Origin of the sequence: Salinispirillum marinum (assembly GCF_042650105.1) — a bacterium.
In the GTDB taxonomy this organism is placed as follows: Bacteria; Pseudomonadota; Gammaproteobacteria; order Pseudomonadales; family Natronospirillaceae; genus Salinispirillum; species Salinispirillum marinum.
Genome location: NZ_JBHSAL010000006.1, coordinates 1 through 16502, shown reverse-complemented (window position 1 = coordinate 16502; position 16502 = coordinate 1). Strand labels below are relative to the sequence as shown.

General features: G+C 50.9%; 13 protein-coding genes and 1 tRNA gene. All 14 read right to left on the bottom strand.

All coding sequences use genetic code 11. The features are described from left to right. On the bottom strand, nt 1-380 hold a 380-nt coding region (locus ACFOSD_RS15275), incomplete at its 3' end, for a GTP-binding protein (protein ID WP_380709209.1). Nucleotides 381-419: 39 nt separating this feature from the next. Beyond that, nucleotides 420-2510 (bottom strand): elongation factor G, encoded by a 2091-nt coding sequence (gene fusA / locus ACFOSD_RS15270; RefSeq protein ID WP_380698263.1) that lies wholly within the window; start codon nt 2508-2510, stop codon nt 420-422. An 18-nt stretch (nt 2511-2528) separates the two neighbouring features. Further along, nucleotides 2529-2999: a 30S ribosomal protein S7 gene (gene rpsG, locus ACFOSD_RS15265; protein WP_380698265.1), complete on the bottom strand. Its 471-nt coding sequence runs from the start codon at nt 2997-2999 to the stop codon at nt 2529-2531. A 121-nt stretch (nt 3000-3120) separates the two neighbouring features. After that, complete coding sequence (gene rpsL, locus ACFOSD_RS15260; RefSeq protein WP_304995074.1) at nt 3121-3495, bottom strand: 30S ribosomal protein S12; 375 nt, start codon at nt 3493-3495, stop codon at nt 3121-3123. A 119-nt stretch (nt 3496-3614) separates the two neighbouring features. Beyond that, the gene (gene rpoC / locus ACFOSD_RS15255) at nt 3615-7811 is read right to left on the bottom strand and encodes a DNA-directed RNA polymerase subunit beta' (RefSeq protein ID WP_380698267.1); all 4197 of its coding nucleotides are present in this window, start codon (nt 7809-7811) and stop codon (nt 3615-3617) included. Between the two features lie 132 nt (nt 7812-7943). Beyond that, nucleotides 7944-12023 carry a DNA-directed RNA polymerase subunit beta gene (rpoB, locus tag ACFOSD_RS15250; protein ID WP_380698269.1) on the bottom strand — a complete coding sequence of 1360 codons (4080 nt, stop codon included), beginning with the start codon at nt 12021-12023 and terminating at the stop codon, nt 7944-7946. A 155-nt stretch (nt 12024-12178) separates the two neighbouring features. Continuing rightward, nucleotides 12179-12553 (bottom strand): 50S ribosomal protein L7/L12, encoded by a 375-nt coding sequence (gene rplL, locus ACFOSD_RS15245; protein WP_380698271.1) that lies wholly within the window; start codon nt 12551-12553, stop codon nt 12179-12181. A gap of 41 nt (nt 12554-12594) precedes the next feature. After that, nucleotides 12595-13122 carry a 50S ribosomal protein L10 gene (gene rplJ, locus ACFOSD_RS15240; RefSeq protein ID WP_380698273.1) on the bottom strand — a complete coding sequence of 176 codons (528 nt, stop codon included), beginning with the start codon at nt 13120-13122 and terminating at the stop codon, nt 12595-12597. A 178-nt stretch (nt 13123-13300) separates the two neighbouring features. Further along, nucleotides 13301-13996 carry a 50S ribosomal protein L1 gene (gene rplA, locus ACFOSD_RS15235; RefSeq protein ID WP_380698275.1) on the bottom strand — a complete coding sequence of 232 codons (696 nt, stop codon included), beginning with the start codon at nt 13994-13996 and terminating at the stop codon, nt 13301-13303. Between the two features lies 1 nt (nt 13997). After that, nucleotides 13998-14429 carry a 50S ribosomal protein L11 gene (gene rplK / locus ACFOSD_RS15230; RefSeq protein WP_380698277.1) on the bottom strand — a complete coding sequence of 144 codons (432 nt, stop codon included), beginning with the start codon at nt 14427-14429 and terminating at the stop codon, nt 13998-14000. Between the two features lie 79 nt (nt 14430-14508). Next, nucleotides 14509-15036: a transcription termination/antitermination protein NusG gene (gene nusG / locus ACFOSD_RS15225; RefSeq protein WP_380698279.1), complete on the bottom strand. Its 528-nt coding sequence runs from the start codon at nt 15034-15036 to the stop codon at nt 14509-14511. 15 nt (nt 15037-15051) lie between these two features. Beyond that, complete coding sequence (secE, locus tag ACFOSD_RS15220) at nt 15052-15420, bottom strand: preprotein translocase subunit SecE (protein ID WP_380698281.1); 369 nt, start codon at nt 15418-15420, stop codon at nt 15052-15054. Nucleotides 15421-15452: 32 nt separating this feature from the next. Further along, nucleotides 15453-15528 (bottom strand) — tRNA-Trp (locus ACFOSD_RS15215). Between the two features lie 75 nt (nt 15529-15603). Then, a partial coding sequence (gene tuf, locus ACFOSD_RS15210) for an elongation factor Tu (protein ID WP_380709207.1) occupies nt 15604-16502 on the bottom strand: 899 nt, incomplete at its 5' end.

The following is a 16502-nucleotide window of genomic DNA, read 5'->3' as shown; positions in this document are numbered from 1 at the left end:
ACCTGACGTGACAACAGGATGTGCTCACGCGTTTGTGGCATTGGGCCGTCAGCGGCTGAACAAACCAAAATTGCGCCGTCCATCTGCGCCGCACCGGTGATCATGTTTTTCACATAGTCAGCGTGCCCAGGGCAGTCAACGTGCGCGTAGTGGCGCTCAGGTGAATCATATTCAACGTGAGATGTGGCGATGGTGATACCACGCGCACGCTCTTCAGGTGCGTTGTCGATCTGGTCGAACGCACGCTTTTCGCCTGTTCCCCATACGTCGTAACAAACGCGCGTCAGGGCTGCAGTCAGTGTTGTTTTACCGTGGTCTACGTGACCAATGGTGCCCACGTTCAGGTGGGGCTTGCTGCGCTCAAAGGTTGCCTTTGACATGTCAATTTACCTCAATATGCTAAATAGGGGCCTGATGGATCAGGCCTTCTTGATAATGGCTTCCGCGATGTTGTTCGGTGCTTCTGAATACTGCGAGAATTCCATGGTGTAGGACGCACGGCCCTGTGACATAGAACGCAGATCCGTGGCATAACCAAACATCTCAGAAAGCGGAACTTCAGCGTTGATGATTTTACCGGATGGACTGTCGTCCATACCTTGCACCAATCCACGGCGACGGTTTAAGTCACCCATGACGTCACCCATGTAGTCTTCTGGCGTTACCGCTTCGACTTTCATCATAGGCTCCATCAATACAGGATTACCTTTCTCGGCAAGTTTCTTCACAGCCATCGAAGCAGCGACTTTAAACGCCATTTCGTTGGAGTCAACGTCGTGATATGAACCGTCGATCAAGGTGGCACGCAAGCCCAGTAATGGATAGCCCGCCAGAATACCGTTTTTCATCTGCTCGGCGATGCCTTTTTCTACCGCAGGAATGTATTCCTTAGGTACGACACCACCAACGATTTCATTGACGAACTCAAGGTCGTCACCTTCTTTCGGCTCAAACCGCACCACTACGTGACCGTACTGACCACGACCACCCGACTGGCGCACGAACTTACTTTCAATTTCGCACGACTGACGGATTTTCTCACGGTAAGCTACTTGTGGTGCACCGATGTTGGCTTCAACCTTAAACTCACGTTTCATACGGTCAACGATGATGTCGAGGTGCAACTCACCCATACCACCAATGATGGTCTGACCGGTTTCTTCGTCTGTATGAACACGGAAAGAAGGATCTTCCTGCGCCAACTTACCCAAAGCAACGCCCATTTTCTCTTGGTCTGCTTTCGATTTTGGCTCCACAGCAACCTGGATTACCGGCTCAGGGAAGTCCATGCGCTCCAAGGTGATGATGTTGTTAGGATCACACAACGTATCACCTGTGGTAACAGTTTTGATACCGACCAGAGCAGCGATATCACCAGCGCGCACTTCTTTGATCTCTTGGCGGTCGTTCGCGTGCATCTGAACCATACGGCCCACACGCTCTTTCTTGCCTTTAACCGAGTTCACCACGCCGTCACCTGAGTTCAACACCCCAGAGTAAACGCGAATAAACGTCAGCGTACCGACGAAGGGGTCGGTGGCAATTTTGAACGCCAAAGAGGCAAAAGGCTCGTCATCGCTTGAAATACGACGCGCAACGGTTTCGCCGTCTTCCAATACACCTTCAATGTCTTTAACTTCGGTCGGACTTGGCATGAACTCAATGACCGCATCCAGCACAGCCTGTACGCCCTTGTTCTTAAAGGCTGAACCACACAGCGTCAGAATCAGGTCGTTGTCCAAGGTACGAGCACGCAGGCCAGCTTTGATTTCGTCTTCGGTCAGCTCTTCGCCTTCCAAATATTTGTTCATGAAATCGTCGTTCGCTTCGGCGGCAGCTTCCACCATGTTGCTACGTGCTTCTTCGGCTTCTTCAAGCATGTCCGCAGGAATGTCAGCGTAATCAAAGGTCATACCTTGATCTTCTTCATTCCACAAAATAGCTTTCATTTTAATGAGGTCGATAACACCTTTAAAGTCGTCTTCCGCACCGATTGGCAACTGGATAGGTACGGCTTTCGCACCCAAACGATCTTTCATTTGGTTTACGACGCGCATGAAGTTTGCGCCCGCACGGTCCATCTTGTTGACGAACACCATGCGCGGCACTTCATATTTGTTGGCTTGACGCCAAACCGTTTCGGTTTGTGGCTGCACACCAGAGGAAGCACACAATACAACAACCGCACCGTCAAGTACGCGCAATGAGCGCTCTACTTCGATGGTGAAGTCTACGTGCCCAGGGGTGTCGATAACGTTAATGCGGTGCTCGTCAAACTGAGCACGCATGCCTTTCCAGAAGGTTGTTACAGCAGCCGAGGTAATGGTAATACCACGCTCTTGCTCCTGCTCCATCCAGTCAGTCGTTGCAGCACCGTCATGCACTTCACCGATCTTATGAGATAAACCGGTATAGAACAGGATACGTTCAGTGGTAGTGGTCTTGCCCGCATCAACGTGCGCACAAATACCGATGTTACGATAGCGTTCAATCGGAGTCTTACGAGCCACGATTCTTTCCCCTGTTTTTTAGAAGCGAAAATGTGAGAAGGCTTTGTTGGCTTCGGCCATGCGGTGAACGTCTTCACGTTTCTTCGCGGCGGCGCCTTTACCTTCTACTGCGTCAGCCAATTCTCCGGCCAACCGCAAATCCATCGACTTCTCGCCACGCTTACGCGCGCAATCTACCAGCCAGCGCATGGCCAGTGCTTGACGACGCTCAGGACGCACTTCTACAGGCACCTGATACGTTGCACCACCGACACGGCGGGATTTAACTTCCACCATCGGGGCAACCGCTTCTAAGGCAGCTTCGAATACTTCGATAGGATCTTTCTTGGTACGCTCTTCAATTTTGGCGAGCGCGCCGTACACGATACGCTCGGCGATAGATTTCTTACCGTCGACCATTACGTGGTTCATAAATTTGGCCAAAGTTTGATTGTGAAACTTCGGATCTGGCAATACGTCGCGTTTGGCGACAACACGTCTTCTTGGCATGATAAGCCCTCTGTATTAGGTCTTCAGGGTAATCCGAAACCATGACAACTTAATGTCTTGTCCGGCCTTACTCTTATCTAGTTACGTAAAGCAAATAGAAACGACAAATTAAAAATTACGATTACTTCTTAGCGCGCTTGGTACCGTACTTAGAACGTGCTTGCAGACGCTTGGCAACGCCAGCACAGTCCAGAGCACCACGTACTGTGTGGTAACGCACGCCTGGTAAATCTTTTACCCGACCACCACGAATCAGTACGACTGAGTGCTCTTGCAAGTTGTGGCCTTCACCACCGATGTAAGAGGACACTTCGTACCCGTTGGTCAAACGCACACGACATACTTTACGCAGCGCAGAGTTTGGTTTTTTCGGGGTAGTGGTATACACGCGCGTACAAACACCACGACGCTGCGGACACGCCTGTAACGCACGAACGTCACTAGGGATCACTTTGCGCTTACGTGGCTTGCGAACCAATTGGTTAATGGTTGCCATTCAGCCTTCTCCAGTTTTTGCTTCTAAACAATGAATTGTCCCGGACAGGGGTCCGGGACAATAAAAGGACGCGAATGATAGGGCCCGACTGATTTTTAGTCAAGCCGTACTATTTGCGCTTATTTATTCAACGCTTCGCTCAACGCGGCTTCGACATCACTGGCGCTGACCGTTGGGCGGCCATTGCTGTTCAGACGCTCTTCGCGCTTACGTTTGCGCTCGGCATGGTAGGCCAAGCCCGTACCCGCTGGGATCAAACGCCCCACGACCACGTTCTCTTTCAAACCACGCAGATAATCACGTTTGCCCGTTACCGCACCTTCGGTCAGAACGCGCGTCGTTTCTTGGAACGATGCAGCAGAAATGAACGATTCAGTGGCCAACGAAGCCTTCGTAATACCTAACAACACACGCTCATAGGACGCTGGCAACTTACCGGCGGCTTCCATTTCAGCATTGGCTTGCTGAACGGCGGTGAATTCAACTTGATCACCTTTGATGAAGTGCGTGTCGTTGGGCTCAACGATGATCACTTTACGCAGCATCTGACGCACGATGGTTTCAATATGCTTGTCGTTAATGACCACGCCCTGTAAGCGATACACTTCCTGAATTTCTTCCGTAATGTACTGCGACAGCGCTTCAACACCCAACAGACGCAAGATGTCGTGCGGATTCAACGGACCGTCGGAGATCAACTCACCTTTTTCGACCGTTTCACCTTCGAACACACTCAATTGACGCCATTTCGGGATCAGTTCTTCATAGGCGTCACCGTTAGACGCGGTGATCATCAAGCGCTTCTTACCTTTGGTTTCTTTACCAAAACCAATGGTCCCCGAGATCTCGGCGAGAATTGCCGGTTCTTTAGGCTTCCGCGCTTCAAACAAGTCAGCCACCCGTGGCAGACCACCCGTGATGTCTTTGTTACCGGACGTTTCTTGTGGGATACGCGCTAATACGTCACCCACGTTAACGCTTTGACCATCGCTCAGGCTCAACAAGGAACCATCAGGCAAGAAATACTGTACGGGCTGATCGGAATCACCGAACTTAATCTCTTTGCCTTTGCTGTCCAACAATTTCAGCATTGGGCGGATGTCTTTACCGGCACTGTTACGATCCTTTTGCGGGATCACTTCAATGCTGGATACACCGGTCAACTCATCCAACTTGGCGTTGATGGTGACACCATCGTCCAAGCCAATGAATTGCACCTTACCCTTAAATTCGGAAATTATAGGATGCGTGTGCGGATCCCATTTCGCCACGATCTGGCCTGCGTCAACCGCATCGCCTTCACGCACCAGTACGGTAGCACCGTAGGGCAATTTATAGCGCTCACGCTCGCGACCGGCCGAATCGGTAATCGCCAACACCGATGAGCGCGACACCGTTACCAACTCACCGTTTTCACGCTCAGCGGTTTTGGTGTTGTGCATCCGCACCTTGCCACCGTGCTTCACTTGCACGTTGTCAATAGCCGATGAACTGGATGCTGCACCACCGATGTGGAACGTACGCATCGTTAACTGGGTGCCTGGCTCACCGATCGATTGCGCCGCAATGATACCCACTGCTTCGCCGATATTAACCAAGTGACCACGCGCCAAGTCACGACCGTAGCACTTAGCACAGATACCGTGCAGGGTGTCACAAGTGATGGTTGAGCGCGCTATGATTTGGTCTATACCCCACTCATCAATCTTGACGACCCAAGCCTCATCCAGCAACGTACCGGCAGGCACTGCAACGTCATCCGTGCCTGGCATCATGACATCTTGCGCGACGACACGACCCAGAACCTGCTGGCCCAGGGCAACCACGACATCACCGCCTTCAATGACCGGCTCAACTTTAACCCCATTGAGGGTGCCACAATCGATCTCGGTGACCACAACATCTTGTGCTACGTCAACCAAACGACGCGTCAAGTACCCGGAGTTGGCCGTTTTCAAGGCCGTGTCCGCCAAACCTTTCCGCGCACCGTGCGTAGAGATAAAGTATTCACCGACCGACAAACCTTCACGGAAGTTTGTCTTGATGGGGTTCTCGATGATCGACCCATCAGGCTTCGCCATCAGACCACGCATACCGGCCAACTGACGAATCTGCGCTGGGGAGCCACGAGCACCAGAGTCGGCATAGATATAAACGGAGTTGAACGATTCTTGATCGACTTCATCACCGTTCTTATCAATGGTTTTTTCTTTACCGATGGATTCCATCATCGAACGCGCGATGTTTTCATTCGCCCGTGACCAGATGTCGACCACTTTGTTGTATTTCTCGCCTTGTGTTACCAGGCCGCCTTCGTACTGTTCTTGGATTTCCTGCACTTCGGCTTCGGCTTTACCCAAGATGTCGCCTTTGTTCGCCGGAATCTCGAAGTCATTCACCCCGATGGACGAACCACTGCGCGTTGCGTACGAAAAGCCCATGTACATGATCTGGTCAGCAAAGATAACGGTATCTTTCAAACCAGCACGACGATAACTCTCATTCAACAATTGAGAGATCGCCTTTTTCTTCATCGCACGGTTCACCAGCTCAAAGGGCAAGCCTTCAGGTACGATGGTGTACAGAATAACCCGGCCCACGGTGGTGTCTTGAATCGACGTCCGCTCTTCAACTTCACCGTCAAGCTTGATCACTTCGCGCACACGCACCTTAATCCGTGCTTGCAAACCGACCACACCCGCACCATACGCACGCTGCACTTCTTTAACATCAGCGAAAATCATGCCTTCGCCTTTGTCATTGATGCGGTCACGCGTCATGTAATACAGACCCAACACCACGTCTTGCGACGGCACGATGATCGGCTCACCGTTGGCAGGCGACAGTATGTTGTTGGTGGACATCATCAATGCCCGCGCTTCTAACTGTGCTTCCAAGGTCAGCGGTACGTGCACCGCCATCTGGTCACCGTCGAAGTCGGCGTTGTAAGCCGCACACACCAGCGGGTGCAACTGAATCGCTTTACCTTCAATCAGGGTCGGCTCAAACGCTTGAATACCCAAGCGGTGCAAGGTTGGTGCACGGTTCAGCAATACCGGGTGCTCGCGTATGACTTCGTCCAGGATATCCCAAACAATCGCTTCTTCACGCTCAACCATTTTCTTGGCGGCTTTAATCGTTGTCGCCAAACCACGCAACTCGAGCTTGCTGTAGATAAACGGCTTGAACAGCTCCAACGCCATTTTTTTCGGCAGACCGCACTGATGCAAACGCAGGGTTGGACCCACCACGATGACCGAACGGCCAGAGTAGTCCACGCGCTTACCCAACAGGTTTTGCCGGAAACGACCTTGCTTACCTTTGATCATGTCAGCCAGTGACTTCAAAGGACGGCGATTAGAACCGGTGATGGCACGACCACGACGACCGTTATCCAGCAACGCATCGACGGATTCTTGCAACATGCGCTTTTCATTACGCACGATGATATCCGGCGCATTCAGCTCCAACAGACGCTTCAAGCGGTTGTTGCGGTTAATCACGCGACGATACAAATCGTTCAAATCAGACGTTGCAAAACGTCCACCATCCAGCGGCACCAACGGACGCAAATCCGGCGGTAGAACAGGCAGGACGGTCATCACCATCCACTCAGGGTCGTTACCTGACTTGTGGAAGGCTTCTAAAATCTTCAGACGCTTGGACAGCTTCTTGATTTTCGTTTCGCTGTTGGTTGCCGGAATTTCTTCACGCAACTGAGCGATTTCTTGTTCGACTTTGATGTCTTTCAACAACTGTTGAATCGCTTCGGCACCCATACGGGCATCGAAGTCGTCACCAAACTCTTCGATCGCCTGATAGTAATCTTCATCAGACAACAACTGACCTTTTTCCAGCGTGGTCATGCCGGGCTCAATAACAACGAATGATTCGTAATAGAGAATCCGCTCGATATCACGCAGGGTCATGTCCAGCATCAAACCAATGCGCGATGGCAAGGATTTCAAAAACCAAATGTGGGCAACCGGCGCGGCCAATTCAATGTGACCCATACGCTCGCGGCGCACTTTGGCTTGTGTGACTTCAACACCACACTTCTCACAAATGACACCACGATGCTTCAATCGCTTGTACTTACCGCACAAGCATTCGTAATCTTTAATTGGCCCAAAAATACGCGCACAGAACAAGCCATCACGCTCCGGCTTGAAGGTACGGTAGTTAATGGTCTCCGGCTTTTTCACTTCACCAAAGGACCAAGAGCGAATCATCTCAGGCGATGCCAAGCCGATTCGAATCGAGTCGAATTCTTCCTCGTGGCTTTGCGCCTTAAGCAGACCTAATAAGTCTTTCATATAACTGCCTCAGCTAGTTAATGATGGGAGCAACGCACGCGCCTTGCCCCAATTACCCATGATCGCTCACCCAAACCCGGGTGAGCACTGGCCACATCCGTTGTGGCCGCGATACAGTAAACACTGTGGCGCTTAGTCGTGTTCCAGTTCGATGTCGATGCCGAGTGACCGAATTTCTTTGATCAACACGTTAAACGACTCAGGCATACCCGGCTCCATGCGGTGGTCACCATCGACGATGTTTTTATACATCTTCGTACGGCCATTCACGTCGTCCGATTTAACCGTCAACATTTCCTGCAGGGTATGAGCAGCACCATAGGCTTCCAGCGCCCACACTTCCATTTCCCCGAAACGCTGACCACCGAACTGCGCTTTACCACCCAGAGGCTGCTGGGTAACCAAGCTGTACGAACCGGTTGACCGCGCATGCATCTTGTCGTCAACCAAGTGGTTCAACTTCAGCATATACATGTAGCCGACCGTCGTTTGACGCTCAAAAGGCTCGCCTGTGCGACCATCCCACAACTGAATCTGCCCTGAGCTTGGCAATTCAGCCAACTCCAGCAGCGCCTTGACTTCGTGCTCTTTGGCACCGTCAAAGACCGGTGTACTGACGGGCAGGCCGCCGCGCAGATTACCCGCCAACTCCAAAATCTCTTTGTCGTTCAGCTCATCCAGGTTTTCTTTGCGGTAGGTTGTACCTACGGTGTTGTATACCTTGTCCAGATATTGGCGTACTTCGCTCACTGCACGCTGCTCGCGCAACATGTCATTGATACGCTCACCAATACCCATGGCCGCCGCACCTAAGTGCGTTTCCAGGATCTGGCCTACGTTCATCCGCGAAGGCACACCCAGAGGGTTCAGGACGATATCAACTGGATTACCTTTTTCGTCATATGGCATGTCTTCGATCGGGATAATATTGGAGATAACCCCTTTATTACCATGACGACCGGCCATTTTATCGCCCGGTTGAATCCGGCGTTTAACGGCCAAATACACCTTAACGATCTTCAGTACACCCGGCGCCAGATCATCACCCGACATGACCTTACGACGCTTCACTTCAAAGCGACGCTCTTGGTCTTCTTTGGTTTCTTTCAATTGCTGCTCGGCACTTTCCAATGCAGCAGCTTTCTCTTCTTCCGCTAAGCGCAGCGTGAACCAATCGTTATGCGTCAAACCTACCAAAATTTCTTTGGTCAGTTTGGTGCCTTTAGCAATGCCAGCACCGCCATTAACGGTCGCGCCTTCCAACACATTCGCTAAACGCTCAAACGTTGCTTGCTCGATGATTTTATATTCCGCTTTCAAGTCTTTACGGAATTCTTCCATCTGCTGTTTTTCAATGGCTTTTGCACGCGCGTCTTTTTCCACACCGTCACGGGTGAACACCTGCACATCAACCACCGTGCCACGCATGCCACCTTTTACGCGTTGCGACGTGTCTTTAACATCCGAGGCTTTCTCGCCGAAAATGGCACGCAACAGCTTCTCTTCCGGCGTCAGCTGGGTTTCGCTTTTCGGCGTTACTTTTCCAACCAGAATATCGCCAGGACCTACTTCGGCACCGACATAAACAATACCGCTTTCATCCAGCTTACTCAGCGCAGACTCACCCACGTTAGGAATATCCGCCGTAATCTCTTCCGGCCCTAACTTGGTGTCACGCGCAATACACGTCAGCTCTTGAATGTGAACCGTCGTTAAACGATCTTCTTTGACCACTTTTTCTGAAATCAGAATCGAGTCTTCGAAGTTGTAACCGTTCCACGGCATGAACGCGATACGCATGTTCTGACCCAGTGCCAGTTCACCCAAATCGGTGGACGGACCATCGGCCAAAATATCGCCCCGCTCTACTTGGTCGCCTTGGCTGACGATTGGACGCTGGTTAATGCATGTGTTTTGGTTCGAACGGGTGTACTTCGTGAGGTTATAAATATCTACCCCAGCTTCTGCCCCTTCTACTTCACTGTCATTAACACGCACCACAATGCGCGTAGCATCAACGGTCTCAATCACGCCACCGCGACGTGCGACAGCACACACGCCGGAGTCACGAGCAACAGTACGCTCAATACCAGTACCGACCACAGGCTTCTGCGCTCGCAATGTTGGCACGGCTTGCCGTTGCATGTTCGAGCCCATCAAGGCGCGGTTAGCATCATCGTGCTCAAGGAACGGTATCAATGCTGCTGCCACCGATACGACTTGGCGCGGCGATACGTCCATCAGATCAATCGAATCAACGGGCGCTAGCGTAAATTCACCTTTATGGCGAACCTGCACAAACTCACCTTGGATGCGGTTTTCGTCATCCATCGGCACGTTGGCCTGCGCGATAACATGCTTGCCTTCATCAATGGCCGACAAATAAACGATCTCATCTGTCGCCTGACCACCTTTCACCACCCGATAAGCAGTTTCCAAGAAACCGTAATGGTTGGTGCGGGCGTACGTGGCTAAGGAGTTGATCAAACCAATGTTTGGACCTTCTGGCGTTTCGATCGGACATACACGACCGTAGTGCGTCTGGTGTACGTCACGAACTTCAAAGCCTGCGCGTTCACGGGTCAAACCACCCGGCCCTAACGCAGAAACACGACGCTTGTGCGTTACTTCTGACAGCGGGTTGTTCTGATCCATGAACTGCGACAACTGGCTGGAACCAAAGAATTCTTTGACCGCCGCCGCTACCGGCTTGGCGTTGATCAAATCCTGAGGCATCAAGCCTTCGCTTTCGGCCAAAGACAAACGCTCACGCACCGCGCGCTCTACACGCACCAAGCCAACCCGGAATTGATTCTCCGCCATCTCTCCCACTGAACGAACGCGACGGTTACCCAAGTGGTCGATGTCATCAACTTCACCTTTGCCGTTACGAATATCGATCAGCGTTTTCAATACTTCAGTAATGTCTTCCTTACTGAGAATACCGCCGCCCTCATCATGCTCACGCCCCAGACGACGGTTGAACTTCATCCGCCCGACCGTGCTCAAGTCATAACGATCAGCCGAGAAGAACAGGTTTTCAAACAGCGCTTCTGCGGATTCTTTTGTTGGCGGTTCACCAGGACGCATCATGCGATAGATTTCGACCAATGCTTCCAAGCGCGTAGACGAAGGATCGATACGCAGTGTTTCAGACACATAAGGGCCGCAATCCAGCTCGTTGGTGTACAAAACTTCCAAGCTCGGCTGGCCTGACTCACGGATCTTCTGCAACAAATCTGCTGTAATTTCAGCGTTGCAGGGTGCGATGATTTCACCTGTTTTGGTGTCTACAAAGGACTTCGCCAATGTCTTACCAACGATGTACTCATCCGGTACATTGATGTGCTCTATGCCGGCCTTTTCGATCAGGCGAACGTGACGCGCGGTAATACGGCGACCCGCTTCAATGATGATATTGCCGTCGTTATCGACGATATCAAAACTGGCGTTTTCACCCTTCAGGTGATCCGCTTTAAACGCCATTTGGTAATGGACATCGCCCTTACGAAACTCTACAGTTTCGAAGAACATATCCAGCATATCTTGGTTTTCGTAACCCAGAGCGCGCAGCAAAATGGTGGCTGGCAACTTACGGCGACGGTCGATACGGACAAACACGTTGTCTTTCGGGTCGAATTCAAAATCCAACCAAGAGCCGCGGTAAGGAATCACTCGGGCTGAGAACAACAGTTTACCCGATGAGTGTGTCTTACCACGGTCGTGATCGAAGAACACACCGGGCGAACGGTGCAACTGAGAAACGATTACTCGTTCGGTACCGTTAACCACGAAGGTAACGTTTTCTGTCATCAGGGGAATTTCACCCATGTAGACTTCTTGTTCTTTGATGTCCTTAATGGCCTTCGAAGAAGACTCTTTGTCATAAATGACCAAGCGGACTTTGACGCGCAAAGGTGCAGAGTAGGTTACACCGCGCAGTTGGCATTCTTTAACATCGAATGCAGGCTCACCCAGCCGATAAGTTACGTATTCGAGTGAAGCGTTACCGGAATAACTGGTGATAGGAAAAATGGACTGAAAGGCCGCATGCAAGCCGATGTCTGAAGCAGATTCTGCTTCGGGGTCGGATTGTAAAAATTTGCGGTAGGAGTCCATCTGAATCGCAAGCAGATAGGGCAATTCCATCACAGGTGGAATCTTCCCAAAATCCTTACGAATACGTTTTTTCTCGGTATAAGAGTAAGCCATTTAGCGTTCCCCAGCTCACATTAGTGGACGGTTCGTTGGGACTTGCGTCCGGCCTTCATAATGAAGGAAAAAAGCATTAATCCTAGAACGGCAAAAAGGCTGGCGTCGAAACGACGCCAGCCATGCGTTCTGATCATTCCCCTGAAGGGTAATGATTACTTCAGCTCTACAGTTGCGCCAGCTTCTTCCAGCTTCGCTTTCAGAGCGTCTGCATCGGCTTTAGAAACACCTTCTTTGATAGTAGCAGGAGCGCCATCTACCATAGCTTTAGCTTCTTTCAGGCCTTCGCCAGTGATTTCACGAACCACTTTGATTACGTTTACTTTCTTCTCACCAGCAGAAGCCAAGATAACGTCAAATTCAGTTTGCTCTTCAGCAGCAGCGGCAGCGGCAGCAGGAGCAGCAGCAACAGCTACAGCAGCTTGTGCAGAAACACCGAATTTTTCTTCCATTGCTTCAACCAATGCAACAACGTCCATTACAGACATTTCAGCGATTGCATTCAAGATATCGTCTTTTGACAAAGCCATTTCAATAATCTCCAAATAATCTATTCAAGCAGCGAGTAGAATCAGGCTGCTTTCTTCTGTTCTGCGACAGCATTCACCGCACGAGTTACCTTGGTAGGTACTTCGTTGAAAGTGCGTACCAGTTTCGTAATTGGCGCCAGCATGACGTTTGCCAACATACCCAACGCTTGATCGCGTGTAGGCAAGGTGGCCAAACGGTCAATCTGCTCAGCACCCAGTAACTCACCACCGACAGCCAATGCTTTAACTTCAAACTTATCATTTGCTTTCGCAAACTCTTTAAATAAGCGAGCTGCTGCACCGGGGTCTTCCATTGAAAAAGCCAACAGAGTAGGACCAGTGAAGGCATCGGCTGCGCTCTCAAACTCGGTACCGGCAACTGCTCGGCGAGCCAATGTATTACGCGTTACGCGCATGTATACATTGTTCGCCCGAGCATCGGCGCGTAACTTGGTCATGTCTGCAACAGACACACCACGCGCATCAGCGATAACCAGAGAGTGAGCGCTGGCGGCTACTTTATTAACTTCGGCGACAACAACTTTCTTGTCTTCGAGTCTAAGTGCCACGTTACTTCTCCCATTGATCGGTTCGAAAACCGAGTTAACGTATAACGGCCAGTAACCAGCTCAATAATTCTGAGTGGGCTTTACCGTCTGCGTAGGACATTAAGATTCACTGAATGAACCACCTACGGTCTTTGACAGCCCCGCCAAACCCGAAAGCCTGACGGAGCCCCAAAGTTCTTTATACCGTCAACGAACTTTGATCCAGCGTTAAGCCAGGACCCATCGTCGATGACAACGTAATTTTCTTTAAGTACACGCCTTTCGCATTGGCCGGCTTAAGCTTCTTCAGCTCAGCAATCAAAGCTTCAGCATTTTCTTTGATGGCAACAGGCTCAAAAGAAACCTTGCCAATGCTGGCGTGGATAATGCCGTTCTTGTCTGTACGGAAACGAGCTTGACCGGCCTTAGCATTTTTAACCGCAGTTGCAACATCAGGTGTTACTGTGCCAACTTTCGGGTTTGGCATCAGACCACGAGGACCCAGAACCTGGCCCAACTGACCAACAACGCGCATTGCGTCAGGTGCAGCGATAACAACACCAAAGTTAAGATCGCCACCCTTCATCAGGTCAGCCAGATCTTCCATACCGACAGCGTCCGCACCAGCGGCCTTCGCGGCTTCAGCAGCAGCACCCTGTGCAAATACGGCGATACGTACATCCTTACCGGTACCATGTGGTAACACGGTGGCGCCACGCACGTTCTGGTCTGATTTACGTGCATCAACACCCAAATTAATGGAAATATCGACCGACTCCGCAAACTTAACGGTTGAAAGCTCTTTCAGCAACGCTACGGCGTCATCAACCGCGTAGGCTTTCATGTTATCGACTTTCTCAGCGATGACACGTGCACGCTTAGTAACTTTAGCCATCTTATACACCCTCCACATTGATGCCCATGCTACGCGCTGTACCTGCAATGGTACGCACCGCAGCATCCATATCACCTGCAGTTAAATCAGGCTCCTTGGTCTTGGCTATCTCTTCCAATTGAGCACGTGACAACGTGGCTACTTTTTCTGTGTTTGGACGAGCAGAACCGCTTTTCAAACCGGCCGCTTTCTTCAACAACACAGACGCTGGTGGAGTCTTGGTGATGAATGTAAAACTACGGTCGCTGTAAACTGTAATCACAACAGGGATCGGCAAGCCGGGCTCCATGCTCTGAGTTTCAGCGTTGAATGCTTTACAAAATTCCATGATGTTCACACCATGCTGACCCAATGCAGGACCAACCGGTGGTGATGGATTTGCCTTACCGGCTGCAACTTGCAGCTTGATGTACGCGTTGATTTTCTTAGCCATAGCTTCCTCACTTGGGTACGAACGCCTTTCAGCTCCCCATTAACAACAAATACCCACCGAACATGCGGCAGGCATCGATTTAAACTTTTTCTACCTGTGTGAACTCGAGCTCAACCGGCGTAGAACGTCCGAAAATCGTTACGGACACATGTAAACGACTTTTCTCGTAATTAACCTTTTCAACCGTACCGTTGAAATCTGCAAAAGGCCCATCGATAACACGAATGGCCTGACCAGGCTCGTAGATGGTCTTTTGTGTAGGCTTCTCTGCACCGTCTTTAACACGCTGCAAAATAGCATCAGCTTCACGCGACGTTAATGGGGCAGGTTTTTCCGCCGTACCACCAATAAACCCAAGCACCCTTGGCGTACCTTTAACAAGGTGCCAACTGGCCTCATTCATATCCATCTCAACCAGTACGTAACCAGGATAGAACTTACGCTCGCTTTTACGCTTCTTGCCGTCTTTAACTTCAACGACACTTTCAGTTGGCACCAGAATTTCACCAAAGGCGTCTTGCATGCCATGCAACTCAACGCGCTCTTTCAGCGTGCTCGCTACACGTTTTTCATAGCCCGAGTAGGCATGTACCACGTACCAACGCATTAACGCCTTCCTTCTTTATCCGATGAAAATACTGATCAACGCACTGATCAGGGTGTCAAACAACCAAAGCAGCAATGCCACCAATAATACAACCACCAATACTAATAGGGTGGTTTGCGTTGTCTCTGTACGATTGGGCCAGATGACTTTACGCAGCTCGTTCCACGCTTCTTTGCGGAACTGATTAAATTTGCGCCCACGCAATGTGGTTAAACCCACTGCAACGGCCGCCAGAACCACCACAATCACCCCAATTGCACGATACAGCAGGCCAACTTGACTAAAATAGCCATTCCCGAGCACTGCCGCCGCCAATAGGGTGATGACGACCAGCCACTTCAGGGCATCTAAAGCTCCGCCTTTGTTAGCAGCATGTGTAGCCATGTTGATTCCTTGAAAAATAGATGGTGCAAAAATGGCAGGCCAGGAGGGACTCGAACCCCCAACCCTCGGTTTTGGAGACCGATGCTCTACCAATTGAGCCACTGGCCTGCACCACACGATCGGGCGGCGGATATTACACCGGCCCGACCGTTTTTGCAAACAAAAACACGAACTTGGAAAGGATTACTCGATGATTTTCGCTACAACGCCCGCACCAACGGTACGGCCACCTTCACGAATTGCAAAACGCAGGTTGTCTTCCATCGCGATGGGCGCGATCAGTGTCACTTCCATCTTAACGTTGTCACCTGGCATTACCATTTCTACGCCTTCTGGCAATTCACAGCTACCGGTTACGTCAGTTGTACGGAAGTAGAACTGGGGACGGTAACCTTTGAAGAATGGCGTATGACGACCACCTTCTTCTTTGCTCAGTACGTATACTTCGGCTTCGAACTTGGTGTGCGGCGTGATGGTGCCGGGCTTAGCCAATACTTGGCCACGCTCTACGTCATCGCGCTTAGTACCACGCAACAGGGCGCCTACGTTCTCACCCGCACGACCTTCGTCGAGCAGCTTGCGGAACATTTCAACACCGGTTACGGTGGTCTTCGTGGTTTCACGAATACCAACGATCGATACTTCATCACCAGTCTTAACAATACCGCGCTCGATACGGCCCGTTACTACGGTACCACGACCAGCGATAGAGAATACGTCTTCTACAGGCATCAGGAACGGCTGGTCAATCGCACGCTCAGGTTCTGGGATGTAAGAATCCAGTGTTTCCACCAGTTTCTTAACCGCAGTTGTACCCATTTCGTTGTCGTCTTTGCCTTCTAACGCCATCAGAGCAGAACCAATGATGATTGGCGTGTCGTCGCCAGGGAAGTCGTACTGTGACAACAGGTCACGCACTTCCATTTCTACCAGCTCCAACAGCTCTTCGTCGTCTACCATGTCCGCTTTGTTCAGGAACACAACGATGTACGGTACACCTACCTGACGTGACAACAGGATGTGCTCACGCGTTTGTGGCATTGGGCCGTCAGCGGCTGAACAAACCAAAATTGCGCCGTCCA